The 25,907-nt window shown below is 55.4% G+C and carries 15 protein-coding genes and 1 tRNA gene; 13 read left to right on the forward strand and 3 right to left on the reverse strand.

Features of this window, described 5'->3' with window-relative positions; translation table 11 throughout:
• The first annotated feature begins 520 nt into the window (after positions 1 to 520).
• Together HUW35_RS08395 and rrtA are read left to right on the forward strand one after the other, a co-directional pair.
• Positions 521 to 1,219: a hypothetical protein gene (locus tag HUW35_RS08395; RefSeq protein WP_181255126.1), complete on the forward strand. Its 699-nt coding sequence runs from the start codon at positions 521 to 523 to the stop codon at positions 1,217 to 1,219.
• 12 nt (positions 1,220 to 1,231) lie between these two features.
• Positions 1,232 to 1,879, forward strand: a complete 648-nt coding sequence (gene rrtA, locus HUW35_RS08400) for a rhombosortase (RefSeq protein ID WP_181255127.1) — start codon at positions 1,232 to 1,234, stop codon at positions 1,877 to 1,879.
• Between the two features lie 26 nt (positions 1,880 to 1,905).
• On the opposite strand, the gene HUW35_RS08405 is transcribed toward rrtA, so the two are convergent.
• Complete coding sequence (locus HUW35_RS08405) at positions 1,906 to 5,118, reverse strand: DEAD/DEAH box helicase (protein WP_181255128.1); 3,213 nt, start codon at positions 5,116 to 5,118, stop codon at positions 1,906 to 1,908.
• A 385-nt stretch (positions 5,119 to 5,503) separates the two neighbouring features.
• On the opposite strand from HUW35_RS08405, the gene HUW35_RS08410 reads away from it, so the two are divergent.
• The 3 genes from HUW35_RS08410 (at position 5,504) to HUW35_RS08420 (ending at position 8,380) form a co-directional block, all read left to right on the forward strand.
• Entirely contained in the window at positions 5,504 to 6,169 is a 666-nt protein-coding gene (locus HUW35_RS08410) for a DUF3298 and DUF4163 domain-containing protein (protein ID WP_181255129.1), read from the forward strand.
• A complete protein-coding gene (locus tag HUW35_RS08415; protein WP_181255130.1) occupies positions 6,162 to 7,400 on the forward strand; it encodes an MFS transporter in 1,239 nt (412 codons plus the stop codon). Before HUW35_RS08410 ends, HUW35_RS08415 begins: the two co-directional genes overlap by 8 nt.
• Before the next feature lie 203 nt (positions 7,401 to 7,603).
• Positions 7,604 to 8,380, forward strand: coding sequence for a FadR/GntR family transcriptional regulator (locus tag HUW35_RS08420; protein WP_078085322.1), 777 nt, complete (start codon positions 7,604 to 7,606; stop codon positions 8,378 to 8,380).
• 239 nt (positions 8,381 to 8,619) lie between these two features.
• Here the strand turns inward: HUW35_RS08420 and HUW35_RS08425 are convergent, their stop codons facing one another.
• A complete protein-coding gene (locus HUW35_RS08425; RefSeq protein WP_255463562.1) occupies positions 8,620 to 11,661 on the reverse strand; it encodes a TonB-dependent receptor in 3,042 nt (1,013 codons plus the stop codon).
• A 483-nt stretch (positions 11,662 to 12,144) separates the two neighbouring features.
• Here HUW35_RS08425 and HUW35_RS08430 point away from each other — a divergent pair, with 483 nt between their 5' ends.
• The 8 genes from HUW35_RS08430 (at position 12,145) to HUW35_RS08465 (ending at position 25,544) form a co-directional block, all read left to right on the forward strand.
• On the forward strand, positions 12,145 to 14,415 hold the full coding sequence (locus HUW35_RS08430) for a chondroitinase-B domain-containing protein (protein WP_181255132.1): 2,271 nt from the start codon (positions 12,145 to 12,147) through the stop codon (positions 14,413 to 14,415).
• A 21-nt stretch (positions 14,416 to 14,436) separates the two neighbouring features.
• The gene (locus HUW35_RS08435; RefSeq protein WP_181255133.1) at positions 14,437 to 16,680 is read left to right on the forward strand and encodes a heparinase II/III family protein; all 2,244 of its coding nucleotides are present in this window, start codon (positions 14,437 to 14,439) and stop codon (positions 16,678 to 16,680) included.
• A gap of 16 nt (positions 16,681 to 16,696) precedes the next feature.
• Positions 16,697 to 17,038 carry a cupin domain-containing protein gene (locus tag HUW35_RS08440; RefSeq protein ID WP_181255134.1) on the forward strand — a complete coding sequence of 114 codons (342 nt, stop codon included), beginning with the start codon at positions 16,697 to 16,699 and terminating at the stop codon, positions 17,036 to 17,038.
• Between the two features lie 14 nt (positions 17,039 to 17,052).
• Positions 17,053 to 18,372, forward strand: a complete 1,320-nt coding sequence (locus HUW35_RS08445; protein WP_181255135.1) for an MFS transporter — start codon at positions 17,053 to 17,055, stop codon at positions 18,370 to 18,372.
• Positions 18,373 to 18,406: 34 nt separating this feature from the next.
• Positions 18,407 to 19,156, forward strand: a complete 750-nt coding sequence (locus HUW35_RS08450) for an SDR family NAD(P)-dependent oxidoreductase (RefSeq protein ID WP_181255136.1) — start codon at positions 18,407 to 18,409, stop codon at positions 19,154 to 19,156.
• 53 nt (positions 19,157 to 19,209) lie between these two features.
• Positions 19,210 to 20,169 carry a sugar kinase gene (locus HUW35_RS08455; protein WP_181255137.1) on the forward strand — a complete coding sequence of 320 codons (960 nt, stop codon included), beginning with the start codon at positions 19,210 to 19,212 and terminating at the stop codon, positions 20,167 to 20,169.
• A gap of 487 nt (positions 20,170 to 20,656) precedes the next feature.
• The gene (locus HUW35_RS08460; protein WP_181255138.1) at positions 20,657 to 23,548 is read left to right on the forward strand and encodes a TonB-dependent receptor; all 2,892 of its coding nucleotides are present in this window, start codon (positions 20,657 to 20,659) and stop codon (positions 23,546 to 23,548) included.
• Positions 23,549 to 23,729: 181 nt separating this feature from the next.
• A complete protein-coding gene (locus tag HUW35_RS08465) occupies positions 23,730 to 25,544 on the forward strand; it encodes a polysaccharide lyase family 7 protein (RefSeq protein WP_255463563.1) in 1,815 nt (604 codons plus the stop codon).
• A gap of 247 nt (positions 25,545 to 25,791) precedes the next feature.
• Here the strand turns inward: HUW35_RS08465 and HUW35_RS08470 are convergent.
• Positions 25,792 to 25,868: transfer RNA gene (locus HUW35_RS08470), tRNA-Ile, on the reverse strand.
• Positions 25,869 to 25,907 lie beyond the last annotated feature (39 nt).

The following is a 25,907-nucleotide window of genomic DNA, read 5'->3' on the forward strand; positions in this document are numbered from 1 at the left end:
AAGAACTTCCCGGAATCGTTAAACAAGCATGACGCCGGGATCTATTGGATGGTTTTAGGTGATAGTTTTTTGTTATTTCGGCAAGAGGTTTATTTGATTTCACTCACCGCCGCCCGAGGCTTATGTTGACTCCCGTAGCAACAGCAGGCTCATTCAGAGTCAGGGAGAAACACTATGCAGAACCGCACTATCAATGCCGGAGCCCAAGGGGGCCTTGAATGTAACTACGCCGACAACTACTACGGTGATCAGGTATGTGTGCTGAAAAAGTCGTGACCGAACTGGTGACTAGAGTGCTACTGAGCGCACTGCAGTCCCACTACGGGGAGCCGGGGCGTGAGGTTTCCGGCTGCAGGCGCAATGAGGCTGCGTGAGGCGCTCCCCCGAGCCTGCTTAGGATGAGCGCGATATTTGCCACGTCGTGCCAGTCCACTTTTCTTATTGCCATCCGACACCGAGAGCGTTAGCTTCCCTAGCCTTGAAGGCTGCCCGAGCAGCCGGTTTGAGCAGGTGTCCCACTATGAAATTCCATACTCTCCGTACCATCGTAATCGTTGCACTGAGCGCGGCAGTGGCCGCCTGCTCCGGCCCCGAATCACCGCAGGATGTGACCAAGGCGTTCTGGCAGGCCGCCGTCGAGGGGGATGCCGCGGACGTCGCCGAGTATTCCACCCTCAAGGCCCCCGAGCGTTTCGATGGCGACTTTGCGCGCTGGGCCGAGTACCAGCCTTCCTGGGGACGGGTGATCATCGATAGCGATGAGGCCACTGTGGTTTCCCGCTTCTCCAGTAAAGAGCACCCGCAATACACCGGACGCTCCTTTACCACCTATCTGGTGCAGCGGGACGGCGAGTGGCTGGTGGATTACGAGCGCACTGTCAGCAGCGCCCGTGGCGACGCCTTTGGCGACCTGCTGCGCCAGTTCGACCAGCTGGGCAAAAGCCTGTCGGAACAGTTTGACCAGTCCGCAGAGCAGGCCGGTGACCAGATGGACCTGATGCTCGAGCAACTGGGCCAGGAAATGGAAAAGGCCCAAGGGCAGATGAGCGAGCAGGCGACAGAGGCTGTGGAAAACTTTTCCGAGGAGCTGCGCAAGGCGCTGGAGGAAATGGATAAGTCGCTGCAGCGCGCGCTGGAAGAAGAGCAGAAAGCACCCGCGGAGAAGAATGACAAGCAGTTCCATTCCGCAGCGCTGTGGAATCCTCTGCGTGCCGGGTAAACCCCCTTCTTGATGACCATTCACCTCGAAAAACTGCGTTTTCCTGTGGGCTCGTGCGGCCCGCTGGTGTTACTGCTGCTTTGCGGTTTGTTGCAGTTTTTGCAAAGCCCGTTCCCCGATGCGTTCTTGTACGAACGCGCCGCTATCGCAAGTGGCCAATGGTGGCGCCTGCTGAGCGGACATCTGGTGCATACCAATACCGCGCACCTGTTACTGAACAGCGCCGGGGTAATTGCGCTGTGGCTGGTATTCGGTCGCAGCGTACTGCTCGGTAGTAGCCATCTGGTGGCGAAGTATCTCGGGTTAGTAGTGCTACTGTCGCTGCTGATCAGCGGCGGACTCTGGTTCTGGTTTCCCGATGTCGATAATTACTACGGTATCTCCGGAGTGCTGCACGGACTTTTCTGTTTCGGTGCTATCAGTGAACTTTCCCAGCGACGCTGGTCCGGCGCGCTACTGTTGGCGGGATGTGCTGGCAAGGTGGCCTGGGAGTGGGCTGCGGGGCCGAGTGCGGCAACGGGCGCGTTGATCGAGGCGGATGTGGCGATTTCAAGTCACCTGCTTGGGGCGGTATACGGGACGCTGCTGGCGGGGGGATGCTGGATTGTACAAGTAGTACAAAAGAGCCGTAGACCTGTTAGCGGCAACCAGTATGGATAAAGTTTCCGCCGGCTAATTTTTCTCACTCAAGACAGCAGTGCCAGCAGGTCACCGCTGTTCTCGGGCAGTGTGCTGGACCTGGTTGCGTCGAACAGGGAGTCTGCCAGTGCCTGTTTCTGTTGCTGCATCTGGTGAATCCGCTCCTCCACCGTGTTTTCCGCCACCAGCTTGTACACGAATACCGGCTTGTCCTGCCCGATGCGGTAGGCGCGGTCGGTGGCCTGGTTTTCTACCGCGGGGTTCCACCAGGGATCCATGTGGATAACGACATCTGCCGCGGTGAGGTTGAGCCCGGCGCCGCCGGCTTTGAGGCTGATCAGAAACACGCGGGCATCGCCGCTCTGGAAAGTGTCGATCGCTTGCTGGCGTTTGCGGGTCTGGCCGGTAAGTTTGGCGTAATCAATACCCCGATCCAGGAGTAGCTGTTCCACTAGCCGCAGGACTTCTGTGAACTGGGAGAAGATCAGCAGGTTGCGTCCTTCTTCGAGCAACTGTGGCAGGGTTTCTGCGAGCCAGTTGAGTTTGGCACTCTCTTGCACGCCCGCGGCCTTGTCCAGCTTTACCAGGCGCGGGTCAATACAGGTCTGACGCAGCTTCAGCAGTGCGTCGAGGAATTCGATATGGCTTTTGCCCATGCCCTGACGTGCCACCAGCTCTCGAATGCGTTTCTCCATACTGATGCGCACACTTTCGTACAGCGCCCGCTGTTTGCTGCCCAGCTCCACATACTGGATGGTTTCCGTTTTCGGCGGTAGCTCGGCAACCACTTCGGTCTTGGTGCGACGTAACATGAATGGCCGCACTTTGCGCGCGAGCTCCTGCTGGCGATCCACATCCCCATGATTTTCAATCGGTGTGCGATAGGCCTGGTTGAATGTCTTGCGGCCGCCCAGCAGCCCCGGCAGGGCAAAATCCATCAGCGACCAGAGTTCGCCGAGGTGGTTCTCCAGCGGCGTACCGGACAGGCACAGGCGGGTATCGCAGGGTATGCGGCGCACATATTCGGCAATTTTTGTGGTGGGGTTTTTGATCGCCTGCGCTTCATCAAGGACCGCGAGGCTGAAGCTGGATTCCTTGTAGTGTTCCCAGTCACGCACCAGCAGGGGGTAGGTGGTGATCACCAGGTCGCTGCTTTTGATTTCGTCGAAGGCTGCGGCGCGATGCGGCCCGTGAATCAGGGTGACGTCCAAGTGGGGCGTGAACTGCGCGGCCTCGTGCAGCCAGTTCCCGGTCAGGCTGGTGGGTGCGACAACCAGGGCGGGTTTCTCCAGCTGGCTGGTTTCCTTCATATGCTGAATCAGTGCGAGGGTCTGCAGTGTTTTGCCGAGCCCCATATCGTCCGCAAGAATACCGCCAAAGCCGTAGCGCTGCAGGAACACCAACCAGTTGAACCCATCCTGCTGGTAAGGGCGAAGGGTGGCATTGAGCCCTTTCGGCAGAGGGATATCTTCCAGTCCGGAATAGTCCCCCAGCTGTTCAATCATCTTGCGGGTGTCGGGGGCCTTGCGCTGGTCGAGCTCGGCTATCTCTGCAAACTGTGCGGCCTGGTACCCGGGTAACCGCACGGAGTTGCTGAGCTTTTTCTCTTTCAACAGATCCAGCAGCAGGCCGTGGATACCTTGCAGTGGTTTGGTATTCACACTCACCCAGTCTCCGCCCACATTGATGGTGAGCTGGTCCGGCGCATCGTGCTCCAGCCAGTGCTCCACCACATCGATGATGGGAACCTGGCGGCCGTCCTCCAATGTCAGCTGCAGGTCGAATTCAAACCAGTGATCATCGCTATCCGCCAGCTGCACGGCTATATCCGCGTGATCCACTGCAAACTGGTAGCTGGGATCTTTATCAATGACCCACCCCTGCTTTTCCAACTCGGGTAGTGTTTCCTGCAGCAGGGTGTGCCAGCGCTGGGGGATGTCATCGGGCGCGCTCGGGTCGGGTAGCCACACTTCCTCCTGTCCGCCCAGTGCGTCGCGAATCAGGTACAGGTCCTGGGCGTGAATCTCATCGCAGTAGCGATGCTCTGCATCAACATTGCGGCGGATATGGTAGTAGGCGCCGCCGCGCTCCCGTGTGGCTTCCGGTCCCTCGAAATGTCGGCTGTAGGGTGGTGCCAGGGCAAACCCCGCGTAGTCGAAATGCAGCTTCAGTGCGGGGAGTTTGTGCTGCTCGAGCTTGCAGCCCACCAGGGTGATATGGGGGGTACATGTGTCGATGTTGTATAGCTTCGGTTCTACTGGCAACGGCAAGCGGGTGGCGGGAATACGCTGACGCAGCTGCACTGACATGATGCCCAGTTCATTTGCCGGCACCGCGGGCATGTTCAGCAGGTGCTGTAACTGCGCGCTGGGCAGTGGTGTGATGATGTCTCCAATCGCAGCGCTTTCCATCTCCAGGTAGCAGGGAGGGGTTACCGGGATCAGCTGCCATTGTTCAGCGGACTTCACACCCTCCAGATTGGCGACCAGTTGTTGTGCGTTGTTGTCCCGAGGCTGCCATTGCCAGCTGAGCCGCTTGCCCGCGGCCTGCTGCAGGGCGCAGTCGTCCAGATAAAATCGCCCGCTATCGAGCAGTAACATCAATGCCCGATGTCCCTGCTCTCCAAGCAATCCCAGGCGGCCGGCGGCATTGATGCGCGGCAGCAACTGCAAAATGGTGACATCTTCGTCCAGCAGGTGGCTGGGACGGTTCCAGCCCAGATTGACGGTGTCCGGAGCGAAGTGTCGCAGCTGGCTCCAGCTGTCATCTTTTTTCAGGTAGGCTTTTTTGGTGGCGAGGCGCAGGCCCCCCCGCTCATCCTCTTCCAGAAAATACAGCAGATAGTGTCTGCCGTGCTCCAGTGGCGCCGGCTCCGTAGCGGGCGCCGTGGGCAATTGCGATAGCCACTGGTGCCAGGCAGCCTCGGCAGGCTGCGCAGTTTTTTTACTGGGGGTGGGAGAGGGCGCCGGGGACTCGGTTTTCTGTTGCGTCCCCTGTAGCAATGCCAGTGCTGTGGCGACCGCGTGCTTACAGTTGAGCCCAACGGGGCAGGAACAGAGCCCCACCAGTCGGCCGCGATCCACATCCAGCTCGACCCGGTAGATGTAGCGCGCAGAACCTTTTACCCGCCCGTGATAGGTACCCGATTCCTCATCGTAAAATGCCTCCACCACCCGCCCGCGGGCGAAATATTCCTCGCCACCGGCAAAGGTGGCCTCGTCGACCATGCGGTGGATGCTGTTGAGGGTGAAGGTGATCAAATACGGCTCCCGGGCAGTTTTACGGATGCGTCTGGGGTGCAAACCTTGCACTTTAGCACGAGATTGCGCGCTCGGCAGAGGGCAGGCCGCCAAGCTGGTACAGACGGAGCGTCACGACTTGGAGTAGCATGAGCGCCACGTAACGCGCGTATTGTTTACCCTGTTCATACAGCGCCGCCTGGCGGAGACAGCAGGGATAGCGAACCGGTATGGAGGGAGTTCATCGGTGATGTCCATTTCGACAATTCTTGGCCCAATACAATCAAAAATACCGTTCAGCACGGCAGTGCTAATCAGCCTGTCGCTGGCACTTGGCTTGGCGGGCTGCGAAAAAGAGGCCGCGAGAGCGCCCGCCGAACTCGAATCGAAAATAGAAACCCTGGAAATGCGTGCACCAGATTGTCCGTCTGCAGATGAGTGCACGCTGGTGAATATCCGACGGGAAGTCTTTGCCGATCGCCCGGCGTTAAATGACGCCATCTATGAACAAATGCTGCAACAGCTACAGGGAAATGGTGAGGCCGCCACTGAATCGGAGGGTTCCCTGGAAAAGGTTGCGCAGAAATTTATCCAGGAGGCTGCCAGCGTTTCGGATATCTCTGCCGCCCAGTGGCGGCTGGATGGGGATGCGAAAAAGCTCGCCCGCTATGGCGACCTGCTGACCATCACCGTCAATACATACCTGTATACCGGTGGCGCGCACGGCATGCCTGTGGCGCACTGGCTGAACTGGGATCTCACACAGGAAAAGCAACTTTCGCTCGCGGATGTGATCGAACCGGGGCAGGAAGAGGCATTCTGGAAACTGGCGGACGAATCGCATCAGCAGTGGCTCGATACTCAGAACACCGACAAGGATTTTCGTCAGAACTGGCCATTTGCGCACAGCGATGACTTCAAGCTGGACCACGATGGTCTGGTACTGCTGTATGGCGTTTATACGCTCGGCCCCTATTCCATGGGCGAGGTGAAATTAAGCGTGCCAAAAGAAAAACTGAAGGGCGTTATACGCGACAAATATCTGTCGCAAACAGGAAACCACCGTGACTGATAGCAGTATCCAACCTCACGATATTCCCCTGAAACTCAGCGAGCGCGACCAGCGCGGCAATATCTGGCGGCTTGCCATCGCCCAGGCGCTGGCCGGAGCCAATTCCGTGGTGGTGTACGCCACCGGCGCAATTGTCGGCAATACACTGGCGCCGACTCCGATACTGGCGACCCTGCCGCTGTCGATATTCGTGGTGGGCATGGCCCTGTGTACTTTACCGGTAGGCGCCATTGCCGGGCGCTACGGCAGACGCACCGCGTTTCTGGCCGGTGCGGGCTGTGGCGTACTCGCCGGCCTGCTGGCCATGTACGCCTCGTTTACCAGTGATTTCTGGCTGTTCTGCCTGTCGACGTTTTTCGGCGGGGCTTACGCTGCGGTGGTGCTGTCGTTTCGCTTCGCCGCCGCCGATGGCGTCGCCCCCGCGCGCAAGGCGCGGGCACTGTCCATGGTCATGGCCGGAGGCGTGGCCGCCGGTGTAGTCGGCCCGCAATTGGTGACCTGGACCATGGACCTGTGGCCGCAGCAGTTGTTCGCCGTCACCTTCCTTGCCCAGGCCATCGTCGCTGCGCTATCCGCATTCATCCTGTTTGGCGTGCGCCTGCCAAAACCCAGCGCGGCACAAAAGCGCGGCGGACGCCCGCTCGCTGCCATCGCCCGACAGTCGCGCTTTATTGCCGCCGCCACCTGCGGGGCGATCTCTTACACCCTGATGAACTTTCTGATGACCGCCGCCCCGCTGGCCATGCACATGCACGGTCACTCCGCCGCATCGTCCAACCTCGGTCTGCAGTGGCATGTGATTGCCATGTTCGCGCCGAGCTTTTTCACTGGCAGAATCATCGCGCGCTTTGGTGCCGAGCGGGTGATGATCGTCGGGCTGGTGTTGATCGGAATCTCCGCCGCAGTCGGTCTCAGGGGAGCCGAGGTGGTGCACTTCTGGTGGACGCTGATTCTTCTCGGCCTGGGCTGGAACTTTGGTTTCCTCGGCGCTTCCGCGCTGGTGCTCGAGTGTCATACCGACGCCGAAAAAACGCGCGTGCAGTCTCTCAATGATTTCATTGTATTTGGCCTAATGGCACTGGGCTCGTTTGCGTCCGGTGGGATTCTCAGTGTCTACGGTTGGAACACCGTGCTGTGGGTATCTTTCCCGCCCCTGGCAATAACGGTGTTAGCGCTGGTTGTTCTGCAGTTCCGGGAAAAGCCTGTGAATGCGGAAGCGGTCGAGCAGTGACGAGTGAGCGAGTGAATTGGATAGGGGTGACCGCTGCGTCATTGTGAGAGGGGCTGCCAAGTCAACCTGTCATGCCTAGCCATCATACCAATTATTCTTGCCTGTAAGACCAGTCATGGTAACATCTAAACACCAGTACTTGGCCCATTTAGTCATCGTCTGAACCGGCCAAGTTTTTCGAGTTTGAGATCGGGTTGCGTTAGATGAAAACTGAATTTGTGACCAGCGGCCGTCGTATATACCAGCAAGTGGTAGAGAAGATGCTCAAGCTTCTCGATAGCGGCGAGTACCCACCTGGAGTGCGCTTGCCATCTGAGCGTGAGCTGTCCGAAATGTTCGACGTAAGTCGTCCAAGTATCCGGGAAGCTATTATTGCACTTGAGGTCATGGGGCGCGTTGCTGTGCGCACCGGTTCTGGTGTTTACGTCATTGAGCCTGTCAGTGTATTTGCCGACAGCAAGGAGTTCAGTCCGTTTGAGCTGACTGAGGCTCGGGTTCTGGTAGAAGGCGAGGCGGCCGCCCTGGCGGCAACCATGATTACTGAAGAGCAACTGGAAGACTTGCGCAGTGCCTACAGAGATATGGTACGTGAGAATGAAGAAGGCAATCTGACCTCCGAGCGCGCGGACCGTAAATTCCATGAGGTGATCTCCCGCGCGACCCAGAATCGCGTACTGGTCAGTACCATCAACAAGTTGTGGGATATCCAGGGGCAGTCACCTGATATCCAATCGGTTCACAAGTCCGTGTGTAAGAAAGACGGCCAAAAGCGACTTGCGGAGCACAAGGCCATTCTTCAGGCACTGGAAAGTGGCGATGCCTGTGCCGCGCGCAAGGCGATGCGGATGCACTTCAGCCGTTCCCTGAATGCGCTTCACGATGCCTCAGAAGCAAAAGCCGTGGAGGTGGTGCGTCGGGAAGTGTCAGAGCGGCGCAAACGCTTTTCCATTGACCGCCTGGGTGAAACCACCGGGTTCTAATCGCGTCCAAAAAATCGATTCTGTAAAAAAGGCCATACCGATACGACGGTATGGCCTTTTTTTGTATGAAAGAGCCTGGTAATACTCGGACATAAAAAAGCCCGCACTGGGCGGGCAAATAAATTCCGACAGGCGGCACCCTGTCAGATGGAGAAGAGACAACCAATCAAGCAAACTGAAGAGCCTGCAACCCTATTTCGAAGGATGGATTGCAAGCTCCTATATGCCTTGGATAGCGCTTAGAACTTGGCTTTCAAACCAAGGAATACTCGCGGTCCGTAGCTATTCAACTCACCCAGGTTGTCGCGGGTGTAGAAGTACTGCTTTTTCGGCTCATCAAACAGGTTGATGGCTTCAAGGCTGACTCTCACATTATCGCTGACACGGTAAGAAGCTTTCATTTCCCACACGCCGACATCACCGACATAACGCAGACGGGTGCCATTGCTGGTGTAGGGCTGGAAGTACTCGCTGCGATACTTGTAGATCAGGCTAGTATCGAGATCACCGATCTGATAGTACAGCTGGCCGGAGAAAACATTCTCGGAGAAGCCGGGAATATTACCGGGAGCGATGATGCCGATGTTCTCAGAAACTACTTCACCGGCTTCATTCAATACAACCGAGTCGCCGTACAGGCTGTCCTCAAATTCAAAGTCAGAGTCGGCATAGTTGTAGCTGGCCTTCGCGCCCAGTCCGCTCAGGTAGCCCGGCAGATAAGAGAAGCGATGGGTTGCAGTCATTTCGAAACCGGTCAGCGCACTGGTGTCTTCATCGGTACGCGTGATATTGAACTGCGCCGGGATGGTCTGGCCATCAACCTCGAAAGTTTCGGTAACCTGCGCGGTTTCGAATCCACCCTGGAACCGTTTGTGGTAAACGCCAAATGCGAGCATGGTGTCGTCGTTCGGGTACCACTCGATTGCAGTGTCGAAATTCCATGAGGTCAGCGGCTTCATGTTCGGATTGCCATCGCCGCTAACACCATCCAGCAGGTCGGCAACATCGACGATGTCGTCCGACCCGTTAGTGTCGAATGCGCGCTTGTAGCCGAGGTCGGCGGGATCCGGACGGGACAGACCGCGATAAACAGCACCGCGAACCAGCAAATCATCTCTGACATCGGCTACCAGGTTGAAGCTCGGTAAGAACTCGGTGTAATCACCACCGGCGCTCACTCGTTCGAGATCAGCACCTTCAACTTCTTCCATGGCGTAGGTGCCATCAGAATTGGTGATGATAGTGTAGGGAATGCGGTAACCGACAGACTCCACTTCAGTCTGCACCACGCGTACGCCAACATTGCCATGCACCGGGGTGCCCGCGAGTGAGCTAAAGAAGTCCGCCATCACATAGGCGGCGGTGGTGGTTTCAGTCACGTCGGTGAGATTGGCACTTTTCTCGTCCAGTTCCGGGTAGGCAAAGCTTTCACCCAGATGATTGAGGACCATGTCCGCAACACAATTGGTATCGAAAGTGGCCCACTCACTGGTGCGACCGATGACGTTACCGTTCTCATCCACGGTGGTTATGAGGCTGCCATCGCTCTCCGCGTTCATGAAATCGCTTTCCGGGAAGGCGATTGCACAGGCTTCGTTGATTGCCAGTAGCGCAGCTTCGCTCTCGTCGTCACCGCGATCGATTTCGTAGGTGTCGCGGGCGCTACCCAGGTCTACATATTCCTGTTCCGAGAAGCGGAGACCACCGCGAACCGCAGTGATGAAGTTGCCATCCAGGCGCAGATCGAAGTCGGTGCGGAAAGCTTCGTTACTGTTGCGCCGGTCGACATCGTTATCGACGCGAATGCGGTATTCGTCAGAGAACAGGCTGTGGTCGTTTACGTCAAAATCAGTAATGGTGTACTGACGGATCTCGGAGTCCATATCCCAGTAAACGAGTGGACGGTATCCAGCAGCTGTGGAATCCCCGAAGATGTTGCTGTTATCGGACTGAGTGCGCAGCAGTATCTGCTTTTCGTCACGGGTCGTCTCAGAGAATGAGTAGTCCGCGGATACAGTCAGGTTGTCAGTGAAATCGTAAGAGACGTTAAGCCCGTAACCCAGGTAATCCTCTGTACGCGCGTAGGTTTCACTGTTGGATTCGATCGCGGTTTCACCTGCCCACTCGAGAACGGTGCCGGTATCTGTAAATACGAGGTTCTCGGCAGTAACTCCGGGAGTTGTACGCTTCTGGTTTGCAAAGTTCAGGTCATGGCGCTGTTCAGACTGAACACGCTCTGACTGCTGCAGGTCGAAGTTGATATCGGTCTTGTCATTGGGCTGGAACTGCAGAGCAACAAATACAGCATCGCGCTCGTCCGAGGTGTCGTTCTGGCGGTAGCCGTTGGAGCTTGGTGCGAACGCATACCGGGTGTCGTCACTTTCAGCCTTGCCTGTTTCTGGATCTACAGCGGTCTGGTAACCCTGATTGCTGGAGCCATCGATTTGATCTTCACAGTCACCGGCAGAGGCACGGAAGAAGCCTTCGTTGGTGTTGTTCGGATCATACAGACACGCAAAGCGGGATGAGCCGCTAGGGCTGGAAGAGCGCATCTCGGATTCTGGCTGGGAGATGTCGCTCTTCTCGAAGCCGAGAGAAACACCGAATGCCATGCCGTTATCGAACTCGAACTGGTCTACATAGCTGGCGCTGCCACGGAAGCCCATATCTCCGGCCATCGGGTCATCCAGGTTGGCCTGGTTCGGGTTGATATTGGCCTTGGCATCAATCTGGAAGCGCTGCTCGCCGTATTCCAGCGGCTTCAGTGTTTCCAATGCGATCAGGCCTGCAACGCCGCCTTCAATCAGGCTGGCATCCTGGGTCTTGTAAATTGCGATCTTATTCATCAGCTCGGATGGAAACTGGGAGAAGTTCACCGAGCGGTCACCACTGCCATTGGAAGCTGCACGACCATTAATCGTCGTCGCGCTCAGGTAAGGGCCCATGCCACGGATGGAAATTTCGGTGGCACCGCCGTTTTCACGGTGGGAGGAAGCGCCGGTTACGTTTTCCAGTGCTTCGCCGATCGACAGAGCGGGAAGGTCACCGATCTCGTTGGCGGACATGCCGTCTACAATCGTGGTGGAGTTACGCTTGATATCAATCGTGGTTTGGATGGTGGCGCGAGTGCCGGTTACGACAACCTCTTCGAGCGCCTGGTCGGATTCTGCGATCGCTGATTCCTGTGCATGGGCCATACCCATATAGGACGCAGCGGCCACTGCGGTCACCAGGATGGATTTCTTAAAGCATTTCCCGGAAAAGCTTTCTTCTTTAGCCATTACATCTCTCTCGTCTTTATTATTATCACGCATGATTACCCCCAAGGATGTCTGCGCTAGTTGATAGTAACAAGGGCACCCTTTATTGGCGCCTTCTTCATCGCTCATATCGCGGAATTTTTTATAAGCCTTTTGACCAGTGACAACCGCTTTTGGTCGACCACCCACGATCTCGCCAGCACAAACTCTCACCAGTCTGCAAGGCAGTCAACCAATTTTAAGGAAAAGTTCACATTTTGGACTGACCCCTGCCTGTTTTTTGTGCGTTAAAGTGCAAGTTTTCGGGCGCCGCACCAAATCGGAACAAGATATCGCGCATAACTGGTTAGTTTGATTGGTTGACAATTATTTTTGACCAATTTAGTCTGGCCCCATAATAACTCCGGTGTTCCATTTGGTGCCCCGCTGTGGTGCAAGCGTGAGACGGGCGCACGGGCAGGTAATCCGGAATAACGAAAACCCAGAAAAAAGATTCAGGTGATCATGAGAGCTTCAGGAATCAAGCCACTGCTGGCCGCCACGCTGCTTACCTTCGGGCAAGCATCCCTGTTCTGTGTTCAGGCTACTGCTGAGGAGTACCTGGTACACGACCAGGAGGAGTACGCGAAGGTCGCCAAGAATCTTGAAGCTGGCGATAGCGTGGTGCTCGCAAATGGCATCTGGAAGAATTTTGAAATTCTGTTCACCGGAAATGGTGAAAAAGGGAACCCGATTACGCTCACATCGCAAGAAAAGGGCAAGGTAGTTCTCAGCGGGCAGTCCAATCTGCGTCTGGCAGGGGAGTATCTGGTGGTGTCCGGCCTCGTATTTAAGGATGGATACACCCCGAGCAGTGAGGTGGTTGCCTTCCGGCGCAACAAGGAGCATCTGGCCAACCATTCACGTGTGACCGAAATTGTGATTGAAGACTTCAGTAAGCCGGAGCGCATGGATTCTGATTACTGGGTCGGTATCTACGGTAATAACAATCGCTTCGACCACAGTCATCTTGCCGGCAAGCGCAATAAGGGCGTGACCATGGCGGTGCGCCTGAATAGCGAAGACAGCCAGGAAAACCGTCACCGTATCGATCACAACTATTTTGGTCCGCGCCCGGTGCTTGGTTCCAATGGTGGCGAGACTCTGCGCATTGGCACCAGCCACTACTCCCTGACTGATTCTCTGACAGTGGTCGAGAACAATTTCTTCGACCGTTGTGACGGAGAGGTGGAGATCATCTCCGTCAAGTCTGGCAAAAATATTCTGCGTAACAACACCTTCTTTGAGTCCCGTGGCACCCTGACCATGCGTCACGGTAACGGCAACCTGATAGAAGGCAACGTGTTCCTGGGTAACGGTGTGGATCACACCGGTGGTATTCGCGTGATCAATGCGGACCAGGTAATTCGCAACAATTATCTCGAAGGTCTCACAGGCTATCGGTTTGGGAGTGGGTTCACCGTGATGAACGGTGTTCCCAATTCTCCCATCAATCGCTATCACCAGGTGGTGAACGCGCAGATCGAGAACAACAGCTTTATCAATGTGGAGCATATACACCTGGCCGCCGGCAGTGACCAGGAACGCACTGCGGTACCGCAAGACTCCACTATTGCCGACAATATTTTTTATACCGAGAGCGGCAAGTCGCCATTTTCCGTATTCGACGATATTTCCGGTATTACCTTTGCCAACAATATTTCCAACGGGTTTGTGGACAAGAAAATCCACGAAGGTATTGATCGGGGTGTTGGCAAACTGAAGCGCGCCGACAATGGTCTGCTCTATCCAGCCAGCAAATCAGCGGCAGACAAGGGCGCTAGCAAAGACCTGGTGGTCACCTCCCGGGAAATGACCGGTGCCTCCTGGTATCCAAAGTCCGAACCGGTTACCCCGTTTGATAGTGGTAAAACCGTCCGGGTGCGACCCGGTGAGAATGCCTTGTTGGATGCCATCGCCAGCGCGGCCGATGGCGATACTCTTGTGCTCGAAAGCGGCGTCTACAACGCAACCAAGCGCCTGGATATCAACAAGACTCTGACCATCAGGGCGAAAAAGCAGGGCAAGGTTACCCTGACCAGTGGACGTCCGGTGATGTTTGAAATCCAGGACGGCGGCAGCCTGTCTCTGGATGGTCTGGTCATCAGCGGGGCCAACAGCCCGGACAATGCGGGTAATATCCTGATCCGTACCGCGGTGTGGGGCATGCTGAAGAACTACCGCTTTTCCATGACCAATAGTCGCGTGGAAAATCTGGATATCAACCACTCATACCATTTTTTCGACTCGGGCCTGCGCGCCTTTGCCGATACCATCACCCTGGCCAACAACCAGTTTGAAAACATCTCCGGCGACCTGCTCAAACTCAACAAAGAGACCGATGACCTCGGTGTTTACAACGCGGAATATGTGATCGTTACCGGAAATACGATCAAAAACGTGCGGGGCGCTTTGATTGACCTGTACCGCGGCGGCACCGACGAAAGCACGTTCGGGCCGCATATCGATTTCAGCGACAACACCGTTACCAGTTCCGGCCAGGGCAAACGCAACAAGGCGCAGGCGCTGATCAAGCTGCATGGTACCCAGGTGGCTGATATCCATGCAAACCGTATTGAAGACAGTGCGGGCATCGTGGTGGAGCACACCGTGGGTGAGCCGGTAACGCATATTGCCAATAACCAGTTCTTCAATGCGTCCTTGCCTGAAATAACAGAGCTAGTGGCGAAAGGTCCGCACACGGCAGTGCTCGCCAACAATGAAGTCAAGAACTAATTAAAAAGAAGAAGTAAATCCATGTTTGGCAATTCTGTTTTTAATCAGCAAAAGATATTCGCCGCCGGCGTCGCGCTCGCCGCGGGGGTGTCTGCCGCAGTTCTTGCGATGAATCCCCTGGTCGCATTTGCGGCAGATCACCCCAACCTGGTGATCAACGCTGCAGATGTAGATGCCATGCAGGACGCGGTTGAGAAGCCTGGTCGTTTTCGCGAAGCCTTCCTTGCTACTCAGTCGGCGGTTAATCGTGCACTGGAGGCACCGCTGGCGGTGCCGGTCCCGACTGACGCGGGCGGTGGTTATACCCACGAGCAGCACAAGAAGAATTACCAGCTGATGTACAACGCCGGTGTGTTGTATCAGATCACCGAGGATTCCAAGTATGCGGAACGCGTACGGGATATGTTACTGGCCTACGCTGAGCTGTACCCAAACCTGCCCCTGCATCCCAAGCGTCGCGCGGGAGCGACCAATCCGGGTAAGCTATTCTGGCAGAGCCTGAATGAAGCCGTATGGCTGGTTTACACCATTCAGGCCTACGACTTGATTCGTCCTTCTCTTTCTGATGCGGAAGCGAAAAAGATCGAGCAGGGTGCACTGCGTCCCGTGGCCAGGTTTCTTTCAGTAGATTCACCGAAAACTTTCAATAAGGTGCACAACCACGGTACCTGGCTGACCGCTGGCGTCGGTATGGCCGGTTATGTGCTGGATGAGCAAGAGTGGGTTGAGCAGGCGCTGTTGGACCTGGACAAGTCTGGCAAGGGCGGCTTTCTTCGCCAGCTAAGCACCCTGTTTTCACCGGACGGTTACTATAACGAAGGGCCCTACTATCAGCGCTACGCACTGATGCCGTTCGTGACCTTTGCCAAGGCAATCGAAAATAATGAGCCAGAGCGGCGCATTTTTGAATACCGTGACGGTATCGTGCTGAAAGCCATCGATACCACCATCCAGCTAAGCTACAACAACCTGTTCTTCCCGATTAACGATGCGATCAAGAGTAAGGGGATCGATACTTCGGAGCTGGTGCTCGGTGTGACCATTGCTTTTGGCGAGTCCGGTAATCCGCAGCTGCTCGATATTGCCGCCCGGCAGGATCAGATTCTACTTTCCGGTGATGGTCTCAAAGTTGCCCAGGCGCTGGATGCCGGCGAGCAGCAGCCCTATGAATTCAAGTCATTCGCCTTCCGCGATGGAAAAAACGGTGATGAAGGCGCGCTGGTCGTACTGCGCCAGCAGGCCGATGGTGATCAGGCGTTGGTTTTCAAGCCTGCCGCACAAGGCATGGGGCATGGTCACTTCGACAAACTTACGTGGCAGTTTTACGACCGCGGAGCAGAAATTGTTACCGACTATGGTGCCGCGCGCTTCCTGAATGTGGAGGCCAAGAACGGCGGTCGCTATCTGAAAGAAAACGAAACCTGGGCCAAGCAGACCGTGGCCCACAATACGGTTGTGATCGGCGAAACTTCACACTTCGACAACAACCTGAAAGTGGCCAACCAGAATCATCCGGATCTGCTGTTCTTCCAGGCGGATGATCAGGTCAAGATCAGCTCTGCCGAAATTGACTCGGCCTACCCGGGCGTGAAGCTTAAGCGCACTCTGGCGTTGGTGAATGATCCGCAAAGTGGCAGTGCCTTCGCCGTCGACTTGTTTAATGTTGAATCCAAGAAGCAATCTCAGTTTGATCTGCCGTTGCACTATAACGGTCAGCTGGTGGACACCAATTTCAAGCTACAGGGCTACACCGATAGCCTGCAAGCGCTGGGTGCTGATAACGGTTATCAGCATCTTTGGTTGAAAGCCCGCGGCAAACCGGAATCTGGCCTTGCGCAGATAACCTGGCTGAACGACAACGGCCGGTTCTACACCCTGTCCAGTCTGGTCGATGGTGAAACTGAGCTGCTGTTTACCGAACTTGGAGCCAATGACCCGGACTTCAACCTGCGCTCCGAAAGAAGCTTTATTGCCCGTCGTGACAATACCCGTTCGCACACGTTCCTGAGCGTGCTTGAGCCCCACGGTGAGTACAACCCATCCCGGGAATACACCGTGAGAGCGGAAAGCCGGGTAAAGGCATTGGCACACCTGCGCAGCGGAGCTCTTGAGCTGATTGTGATCAGCACCAAAGAGGGCACTACGCAGTTACTGGCGTATAACCGCGATAGTGATATCGCGCCAGATATCAAGAACACCTTTGAGTTTCGTGGCAGTGAATACAGATTCAGCGGCCGCGCCAGGCTCTTTCAGATTAAAAATTGAATAAGACGGAAAGGTTATGCCCGCAACTGATGCATTTGTTCAGGCCCAGGATGTTGACGTCGAAGATCTCGGCGGCGGTATCAAGCGACAGATTCTCGGCCATGACGACAATTTGATGATTGTTCGCGTTTGGTTTGAGGAAGGCAGTATCGGCTATGTTCACAAACACCCGCACACCCAGGTGAGCTACGTGGAAAGTGGCGAGTTCGAGGTGCAGGTAGATGGCCGCACAAAACTGCTGAAAGCTGGCGACAGCTTCTATATTGCGCCCCATCTGGAACATGGTGCTGTGTGTAAAAAGGCCGGAGTGCTGCTCGATACTTTCAGCCCCTACCGGGAAGACTTTCTGGGTAGTTAAACAGGACAATAATAATGAAGAACTTACGCTGGACTATTGTGTCCCTGGTGGCCCTGGCCACCATCATCAACTACATCGACCGAACCGCGCTGTCGGTAATGTGGCCGGGTATCGCTGATGATCTGGGGATGGACAGTCACGATTACGCCAACATTATGAGTGTATTCCTGATCGCTTACGCTATCGGTCAGGCAGTTTTTGGGCGCGTATTCGACGCAATCGGCACGCGTCTCGGATTTATGTTGTCGATTGTGGTTTGGTCCATTTCCATCGCGCTGCACGCGCTGGCCAGTTCGGTAACGTCGTTCAGTATTTTCCGTACCCTGTTGGGCTTTGGTGAGGCGGGCAACTGGCCTGGTGCAACCAAGGCCAATGCGGAGTGGTTCCCGGCGAAGGAGCGCGCTCTGGCCCAGGGGATCTTCGGCGCAGGCGCGTCTGCGGGCAGTATTATCGCGCCACCTCTTGTGGCATTCCTGTATGCGTTCCTGGGTTGGCAGGCAACCTTTGTTGTGGTCGCGCTGCTGGGTTTTATCTGGCTGGTGCCATGGTTGATCATTTACAAGAGCGGTCCCGACGCCCACCCGTGGATTACAGCGGAAGAGCGCGAACTGATTCTCTCTGGGCAGATTACCGCGGAAGAAAACGAAGACGAGTATGTTCCTACGTTGCGCGAGCTGCTGTCTCACCGCCAAAGCTGGAGCGTAATCTCTGCAAGGTTCTTTATCGAACCGATCTGGTGGTTGTTTGTAGCATGGCTGCCGCTCTACCTGAACGACAAGTTTGGCTTTGACGTGAAGGCAATCGGTGCTTCTGCATGGATTCCTTACTGCGGCGCGGCAGCCGGTGCGCTATTCGGCGGCTGGTTGTCCGGTAAGCTGATGAGCAGTGGCTGGAGTGTGAACAAGGCCCGTAAGTTTGCGGTGCTGTTTGGCGGCTGCTGTATGCTCCCCGCCCTGCTCGCTACAACGGTAGCAGCAACACCTGCTACAGCGTTGGCCCTGATTACCGTCATCCTGTTCGGCTTCCAGGCCGCTATCAACAATATCCAGACGCTGCCCAGTGACTATTTCTCTGGCAAGAGTGTTGCCAGCCTCGCCGGTATCAGTGGCGCCGTTGGTGTAATCAGTGTGATTACTGCGATTCAGTTGGTGCCGATTATCACCAACGATGGCACCTATTACCCGCCATTCTTCATTCTCGGTGCTTCTTTGGTCCCGCTGATGTTGATTTCGGTTCTGTTTGTTGGGGGACGTATCAAGCCAGTGCGTAGCAAACAGGAAAAAAACCACTCGCTGAAGCAGCGAACTAAATCAAGCTTGAAATATCTTCGATAAAAATCGGAACACACAATTATAGTTAGGAGTAGGTATGAAACTTCAAGGTAAAGTAGCCATCGTCAGCGGCGGGGCGCGGGATATCGGAAAAGCGGTATCCCTGAAGCTGGCGGCGGAAGGTGCAAAGGTGGTAGTAAACTACTTCAGCAATGCGCAGACTGCAGAAGAAACCCTGGCCGAGATCAAAGCGGCCGGTGGCGAAGCGATTATCGCCAAGGGCGATATGACCAAGCAAGCAGACGTGGCCAGCGTCGTTGTCGCGGCGCAAGCAGCTTACGGCAAAACCATTGATATCCTGGTAAATGTCGCCGGCGGTCTGGTAGAGCGTAAAACCATCGAAGAAATGGACGAGGATTTCTTCAATAAAGTCATCTCGCTTAACCTGAACAGCACCTTCCTGCTGACCAAAGCGGTTGTTCCGCATATGGATGGCGGTGCTATTGTAAACCTCGCTTCCCAGGCGGGCCGCGATGGTGGTGGCCCGGGTGCTTCTGCTTATGCGACTTCGAAAGGTGCGGTAATGACCTTTACCCGAGCCATGGCAAAAGAGCTGGGTCCGAAAAACATTCGTGTCAACTCGCTGTGTCCGGGCATGATCAGCACGACCTTTCACGACACCTTCACCAAAGATGCCGTGCGCGAAAATGTTGCCAATGCGACGCCGCTGAAGCGCGAAGGTAAGGCTCCGGAAGTGGCTGATGCGGTGGCTTATCTGGCCTCTGACGAAGCTTCCTTCATCACCGGAACCAATATCGATATCAATGGTGGCCTGTTCTTCTCCTGATTTCGAGGAGTGACCGGCGCGAGTATTACCTGAGGTAGAAGGCGGATCCCATCATGGAAAAGCGCATCGCAATTATCGGCGAGTGTATGCTGGAAATGAACCTGGAGGACGACTGTCGCAGTCATCACAGTGAGCCCCGCTTGGCAGCGGGGTTGTCTTTCGGGGGGGATACCCTGAATACCGCGCTTTACATGGCGCGGTTGGGCGCGGCTGTCGAATATGTTACCGCGCTGGGGGACGATCATCTGAGTGATTGGATGATCCGCCAGTGGCGGGCCGAGGGAATCGGGTGTGATCTGGTGAAACGCGAGGCAAATGCAACGCCCGGGCTGTACCTGATTGAAACCGATAGCGACGGTGAGCGCACTTTCCATTACTGGCGAGATCGATCTCCTGCCCGGCGTCTTCTGGATAATCCTAAAGCAGCTCGTGATCTATTCTCGCAATTGAGGCAGGTCTCAGCGATTTATCTTTCTGGTATTTCGCTGGCGATATTGTCGCCGTATGCACGGGAATGTCTGTTCGATTTTCTGGCAGAGTATCGCCAGGAAGGGGGCAAAATCATTTTTGATGGCAACTATCGCCCGCGGTTGTGGGGGAGTGAAATGCTCACCCGAAAAGCCTACGAGAAAATATACCGGCTCTCAGATATTGCCCTTCCCACGCTGGAAGACGAACAAGCTTTGTTTGGCAGCGATAGCGCGAGTGCAGAACAGGTGCTCGAACGCCTGCAAAACTGGGGAGTTACAGAAATAGTGCTGAAGATGGGGCCCGATGGCTGTCTGGTTGCCGCCAACCGCACCGGAGCCAAGCTGGTGCCGTCAAACAAGGTGGTGCCGGCAGATACCACTGCCGCGGGCGATTCGTTCAATGCCGGCTACTTGGCGGCGCGCCTTGCTGGTAGATCCATTGAGCAGTCTGCGGAAAGTGGCCATCGCCTGGCGTCAACTGTTATCCAGTATCGCGGTGCGGTGATTCCCGTCTCGGCAATGCCCGACATGTCAGCCATGTAAATATCAGAGCGCGTTTCGAGAAAATACACTGTGCGCAGGTTTATCTTCCGCACAGTCTTTTTATTCGCTTTTCGTGCAGGACTGCTGGTCTTTTTATTCTCTCGTCCAACGTTTTCGTCAGTTTTCTGGCGCGAGTCCCGCTTGACGCCAAGTCTTCCAGATCCAGATTCACGTTTATTTTTTGCCGGTGATGCATGTTGCCTGCGCGGGTCTGTATTGCGCTTTTTCGCCCTTTAGTTATTACCAATCTATATTACCAATATATGATTTTCGTGGATCCTATAAGTTGAAAGCCACTAAGTGAAAAAAGGCGCCAAAAAATTCATTTAGATATTCCCTTTTATAACAACGAGTTACGGAAAAAATCCTTAACCTATCTTACCAATTGGGCTACCAAGTTCGTTGACAGATTTTTCGCAATTGGTTTAACTCCATCCGATAGACGCCTATAAAAATAAATTTTTCTTATGATGAGAGGAAAACGTCGATGAATAACCATAAGAAGTTCGATAAGCAGAGCGCGCTGAAAGACCTCAGCCTGCTGATGCTTTCCGCCTCCACCATGGCATTTGCCCCCATGGTTTTTTCACAAGGAGAAGATGCTGCTGCGCTGGAAGAGGTGAGCGTCACCGGTATCCGCGCCAGTCTGGAGGCCGCAGCCGATGCCAAGCGCGATGACGCGCGTGTTGTTGACGCGGTTGTAGCGGAAGATATCGGCAAGCTGCCCGACAACAACATCGCAGAAGCGCTGCAGCGTGTTACCGGAGTTTCCATCAATCGCGAATTTGGTGTGGGTTCCGAGGTCTCGATTCGGGGCCTCCCGCAAAACAGGGTCGAAGTCAACGGTCGCTCCGTACTCGGCGATAGCCGTAGCGGAATCGACTTCCAGGATTTTCCCGCCGCCTTTCTGCAGAAAGTGGAAGTGATCAAGTCGCCAACCCCGGAAATGACCGAAGGCGCGCTCGGTGGCACCATCAGCCTGAAGATGGCGCGCCCGCTGGATTTGAATGCGCCCCTGGCAGCTATCTCTGTTCAGGGTGAGTACGCGGACAAGGCGGATAATTGGGCACCGATCATCAGTTCCGGTGTGGGCAATACCTGGGATCTGGGCGAGGCTGGCACCTTCGGTGCCATCGCGTCACTGGCATACCAGGACCGCACGCTGCGCCGCGACGAATCTCTGGTCCAGCTACAAGTGGGCGAGGTCGATTTCAATGGCGATGGCGTTATCAACGCTGCGGACGCGGCGAAAAACACCCCGAGCGGTGCGTACGTTTACGGTCGCGAGCACACCTTCAATCCGCGTACCGAAGAACGGGAACGCACTGCGCTGAATCTTTCCTTCCAGTGGGCGCCGGCTTCCGAACAGGGGCAGTTTTACCTGGACTTGAACGCAGTGGAGCGCGACGGCGCACAGGAAACCTTTTCACTGCTGCATATCCTCGATGACCCGACCGTGATCCCAGGGCAAACCTACGAGGACGGAAACGGCCAGCTGCAGAACTTCATGTATGACGAGGTCCAGCCCTTGCTGACCACCGGCTCGAGCTTCCGCACCAGTGACTCCTACAGTCACGCATTTGGTGGTGAGTGGAACTTCACTGAACAACTGAGCGTTAGCGGTGAGTACTCCACCGCCAAGTCTGACAGCTATACCCCCTTCTCCGAATTCCGCTTTCGCGGTATTGATCGCTCGATCGAAGGGCAGGGCGCTGATGGAGAAAACAAGTGGTTGATTCCGGTTACCTTCGAGAACAGTAATAACAGCGCTCCGGTTATTGATTTTGCAGACGGATATGTATTTACCGATCAGCAGAACCAGGCCTTCCGTCGCTACGAGGATACCCGTAACTACGTTACCAACCAGGAGGACGCGTTCCGTTTCGACCTGGAGTACGCTGAACCCTTCGGTTTGAATTGGGTGTCGGCAGTCAAGACGGGTGTGCGTGTGACCGCGCGCGATTATGAACAGAGCCGCGAGCAGTTCCGCATCACCAACATTTTCAAGAATCTTGAGGACGCCGACGGAAATCCGGACATTATCTGGATGGAAGACATTGTGGCCCAGTTCCCCCAGGCCATGACCAACTACGACTTCACCGGTGATGCGTTCGAGCACACAGGTCGTAGCGGCGCCTACGATCTGGCGAAATTTACCGCATACGATGCGCGCCTGCTGCAGAACCAGCAGGCGACCTTCGATATCGTCAAGCAGCTGCTGGCCGGCACCAATATGGAAATCACCGGTAGTCTCGCGGACAATCTCGAGTACCAGGAAGGTGGTTACTCCGAAGTGAATGAGGACACCTCGGCTGTGTACATACAGGCCAACCTGGACTTCGGCGACGTACGTGCTGTTGTCGGTGGTCGCTACGTATCGACCGACATCACGTCAAAGGCTTACCAGGAAGGTGAAATTGTCTCCGACGGCGCCAGCTACAATGACTTCCTGCCCAGCCTGAATGTGACCTGGGACCTGAGTGAAGACACCCTGATGCGGTTTGCCGCGGCCAAGGTAATGCGCCGCGCGGACTTCAACGAGCTGAGCCCCGCGTACGAGTTCCGCGACGCCTACATCGCTGCCAGTCGTGGTAACCCTGAGCTCGAGCCGTACCGTGCCACCCAGTTCGATATCGCGGCGGAGCATTACTGGGATAACAATATGGTTTCTGCGACCCTATTCTACAAGGACGTGGAATCCTTCCTGACCCGCACCTACGAATGTAAGAACCTGCCCGAAGTAGTCAGCACCCTGACCAACGTTTCCGACTACGACAAAATCTGTCTGTGGCAGGCGGATGGTATCCAGTATGCCAACGCCAGCACACCGACTTCACAGATGGGCATCCTCACCGATTTCATCACCAATGGTGAAAATGGCAAGATTCAGGGGCTGGAGCTGGGTTACCAGCAGGCGTTCGACTTCCTGCCCGGTCGCTGGTCCGGCCTCGGCATGAGCGCCAACTACACATACGCGGATAGCGAAGACCCGAACGGTGTACCTCTGACGGATATTTCCGAAAACACCTTCAACACACAGCTGTACTACGAGTATGAAGGTCTCGGTATCCGTCTGGCGTATACCTACCGCGATCGCTTCCTGGATGAAGGCCAGACCAAGCGAGTGCTGCCGCTGGGTGAATTGATGATCCCGGGCGCCACTGTAGACGACGACCCCACGCTGGGTAACGACTACCGCGAAGACCTTTCGCAACTGGATCTCTCCGCCAGCTACGATGTGACCGATGCGATTACCGTCATTGCAAACGTCACCAACCTGACCGCAGAGCCCACCATCAACACCGGTGCCAACGGCACGGCATTCCAGATTACGGAAACCGATCGTCGCTACGTACTGGGTGTGCGCGCCAAGTTCTAATTCGGCACAGTGGCTGTTGGCGCTTCGCCATGGGCCACTTTCTGCAAAAGCAGAATCTTCAAAGCAGTAGAGAAAGCTCTCCGATATCGCGGCGGCTTCGCTGCGGGTGGCTTTCTGGAAAAAACCGCAGCAGGTAGTTATTGCTGCAATCATCGATACCCCAAAAAATAATGAGGGTCCAATGAAAATAAAATCCGTGATGATGAAAATCAGTTGCGCAGTGGCGTTGTCGAATTTTATGGCTTCTGCTAGTGCATCCATTCAAAACCCTGGTTTTGAAAGCGACTGGGCCAGCTGGAATGATAGCGATCCGTCCGCTATTTCTGGTGTTGCCTATAGTGGCAGTAAGTCCGCAAAAATATCTGGTAGCGGCGGGAAAATAGAGCAGCAGGTTACTGTCACCGCCAATACAAATTACCGCCTTAGTGCTTATGTACTTGGTGCCGGTACTGTAGGAGTGCAGGTGGTCGGCAGTACTTTCGATAGCAGTATTGATAGCGCTGACTGGCAGCAGGTCTCTGTGGAATTCAATTCCGGTAGCGCGAGCAGCATTACGGTATTCGGTGCCTACAGCGGTAGTGAGGGGCGGTTCGATAGTTTTGTTCTGGAAGAGCTGGGCGCTGGATCCGGATCCGGGGGCGGCAGCAGTTCGGGTGGTAGTATCTGTACTTCAGGCAGTAACTTGTCCGTGGTATCCGCCTCTGACGATGGCACTAACGATGGGCATGGTCCTGGTAATGTACTGGACGGCAGCCTTGCCGACGAATCCCGCTGGTCTTCCCAAGGGATCAAATGGATCACTCTCGATCTCGGTAGTGTACAGACTGTGGAGGGGGTGGATATCGCCTGGTACAGGGGTGACCTGCGTTCCAGCTTCTTCACCGTGGAAACCTCGACCGACAACAGCAACTGGACTGCGGTGCTTTCCGGTGGGCAGTCCAGTGGATCCAGTGCCGATCTGGAAAGTTACGACATCATCGACTCCACTGCGCGTTATGTGCGTCTCACTGGGAGTGGCAATTCCTCCAATAACTGGAACAGCATTCTGGAAATGGATGTGATCGGGTGTGGAGACGGCAGTGGTTCTGGAAGCAGTTCCAGTGGAGGCGCCGGTGGAAGCTCAGGTTCAGGATCGAGTTCCGGTGGTTCTCTCGATCCAAATTTACCTCCTTCCAGTAATTTTGATCTCGCTGACTGGTACCTGAGTGTACCCAGTGACAATGATGGCAGTGGGACCGCGGACTCAATCAAGGAGGCCGAGTTAAATGGAGGTTACGAAAATAGCAGCTACTTCTATACCGCCGCTGATGGCGGCATGGTATTCCGGTGCCCGGTGAGCGGTTACAAGACCTCAACCAATACTTCCTACACCCGTACCGAGCTACGGGAGATGCTGCGCCGTGGCGATACCAGTATCAGTACCCAAGGCATCAACGGAAACAACTGGGTATTCGGTTCTGCGCCGGCTTCTGCACGCAATGCCGCGGGTGGTGTTGACGGTGTTTTGCGAGCAACACTGGCGGTTAACCATGTAACTACCACTGGTGACAGTGGTCAGGTGGGGCGGGTGATTGTCGGGCAAATTCACGCAAATAATGACGAGCCCCTGCGCCTGTACTACCGCAAACTTCCGGGTAACAGCAAAGGCTCTGTGTACATCGCCCACGAGCCCAATGGTGGCAGCGACAGCTGGTACGAATTGATTGGTAGCCGTTCCAGTAGTGCTTCTGATCCTGCTGATGGTATTGCTCTGGATGAAATCTGGAGCTACGAGATCAAGGTGGTGGGGAACACCCTGACTGTCACCATCTCTCGGGACGGGAAGGCCGACGTGGTTCAGGTCGTTGACATGAGCAGCAGTGGTTACGATGTTGCTGATCAGTACCAGTATTTCAAGGCCGGTGTATACAACCAGAACAATACTGGTAGCGGAAGCGACTATGTGGAAGCCACTTTCTACTCGCTGGAAAACAGCCACGATGGCTATGCTTACTAAAATTTGCGTCAACGCGTGATTTGGGCCCTTTGCACAAAATGGTAGGGGTTGTGTAGTAGGGTGCCCTGCGCATGCTTCCCGAAGCGGATTCCGCTTCGGGATTCTTTGCCCCTGCATAGCTAGGTCAAGTTGCTGCCTTTGACGGGGCTCAGCGATTGCCGGCTTCCTCTAATTTCGGAGTGCCACGACAAGCAGAGTCGGTCAGGGACGGCTTGGATGTTGGATTGAATGGGTATTGGGCGGAAAATGGTGGGCCCTCCGGGACTTGAACCCAGGACCTGCCGATTATGAGTCGGATGCTCTAACCAACTGAGCTAAGGGCCCCCACCGGGGCTCGCAGGGACTTGCGAGCGGGTTGGCAAA

Origin of the sequence: Microbulbifer sp. YPW1 (assembly GCF_013367775.1) — a bacterium.
In the GTDB taxonomy this organism is placed as follows: domain Bacteria; phylum Pseudomonadota; class Gammaproteobacteria; order Pseudomonadales; family Cellvibrionaceae; genus Microbulbifer.

Excerpts from the sequence above, each read along its gene's own strand:
- HUW35_RS08430 (WP_181255132.1), top strand. The coding sequence starts at position 12,145 with ATGAGAGCTTCAGGAATCAAGCCACTGCTGGCCGCCACGCTGCTTACC.
- HUW35_RS08435 (WP_181255133.1), top strand. The coding sequence starts at position 14,437 with ATGTTTGGCAATTCTGTTTTTAATCAGCAAAAGATATTCGCCGCCGGC.
- HUW35_RS08455 (WP_181255137.1), top strand. The coding sequence starts at position 19,210 with ATGGAAAAGCGCATCGCAATTATCGGCGAGTGTATGCTGGAAATGAAC.
- HUW35_RS08450 (WP_181255136.1), top strand. The coding sequence starts at position 18,407 with ATGAAACTTCAAGGTAAAGTAGCCATCGTCAGCGGCGGGGCGCGGGAT.
- HUW35_RS08440 (WP_181255134.1), top strand. The coding sequence starts at position 16,697 with ATGCCCGCAACTGATGCATTTGTTCAGGCCCAGGATGTTGACGTCGAA.
- HUW35_RS08425 (WP_255463562.1), bottom strand. The coding sequence starts at position 11,661 with ATGGCTAAAGAAGAAAGCTTTTCCGGGAAATGCTTTAAGAAATCCATC.
- HUW35_RS08460 (WP_181255138.1), top strand. The coding sequence starts at position 20,657 with ATGAATAACCATAAGAAGTTCGATAAGCAGAGCGCGCTGAAAGACCTC.
- HUW35_RS08465 (WP_255463563.1), top strand. The coding sequence starts at position 23,730 with ATGAAAATAAAATCCGTGATGATGAAAATCAGTTGCGCAGTGGCGTTG.
- rrtA (WP_181255127.1), top strand. The coding sequence starts at position 1,232 with ATGACCATTCACCTCGAAAAACTGCGTTTTCCTGTGGGCTCGTGCGGC.
- HUW35_RS08395 (WP_181255126.1), top strand. The coding sequence starts at position 521 with ATGAAATTCCATACTCTCCGTACCATCGTAATCGTTGCACTGAGCGCG.
- HUW35_RS08410 (WP_181255129.1), top strand. The coding sequence starts at position 5,504 with ATGCGTGCACCAGATTGTCCGTCTGCAGATGAGTGCACGCTGGTGAAT.
- HUW35_RS08420 (WP_078085322.1), top strand. The coding sequence starts at position 7,604 with ATGAAAACTGAATTTGTGACCAGCGGCCGTCGTATATACCAGCAAGTG.
- HUW35_RS08445 (WP_181255135.1), top strand. The coding sequence starts at position 17,053 with ATGAAGAACTTACGCTGGACTATTGTGTCCCTGGTGGCCCTGGCCACC.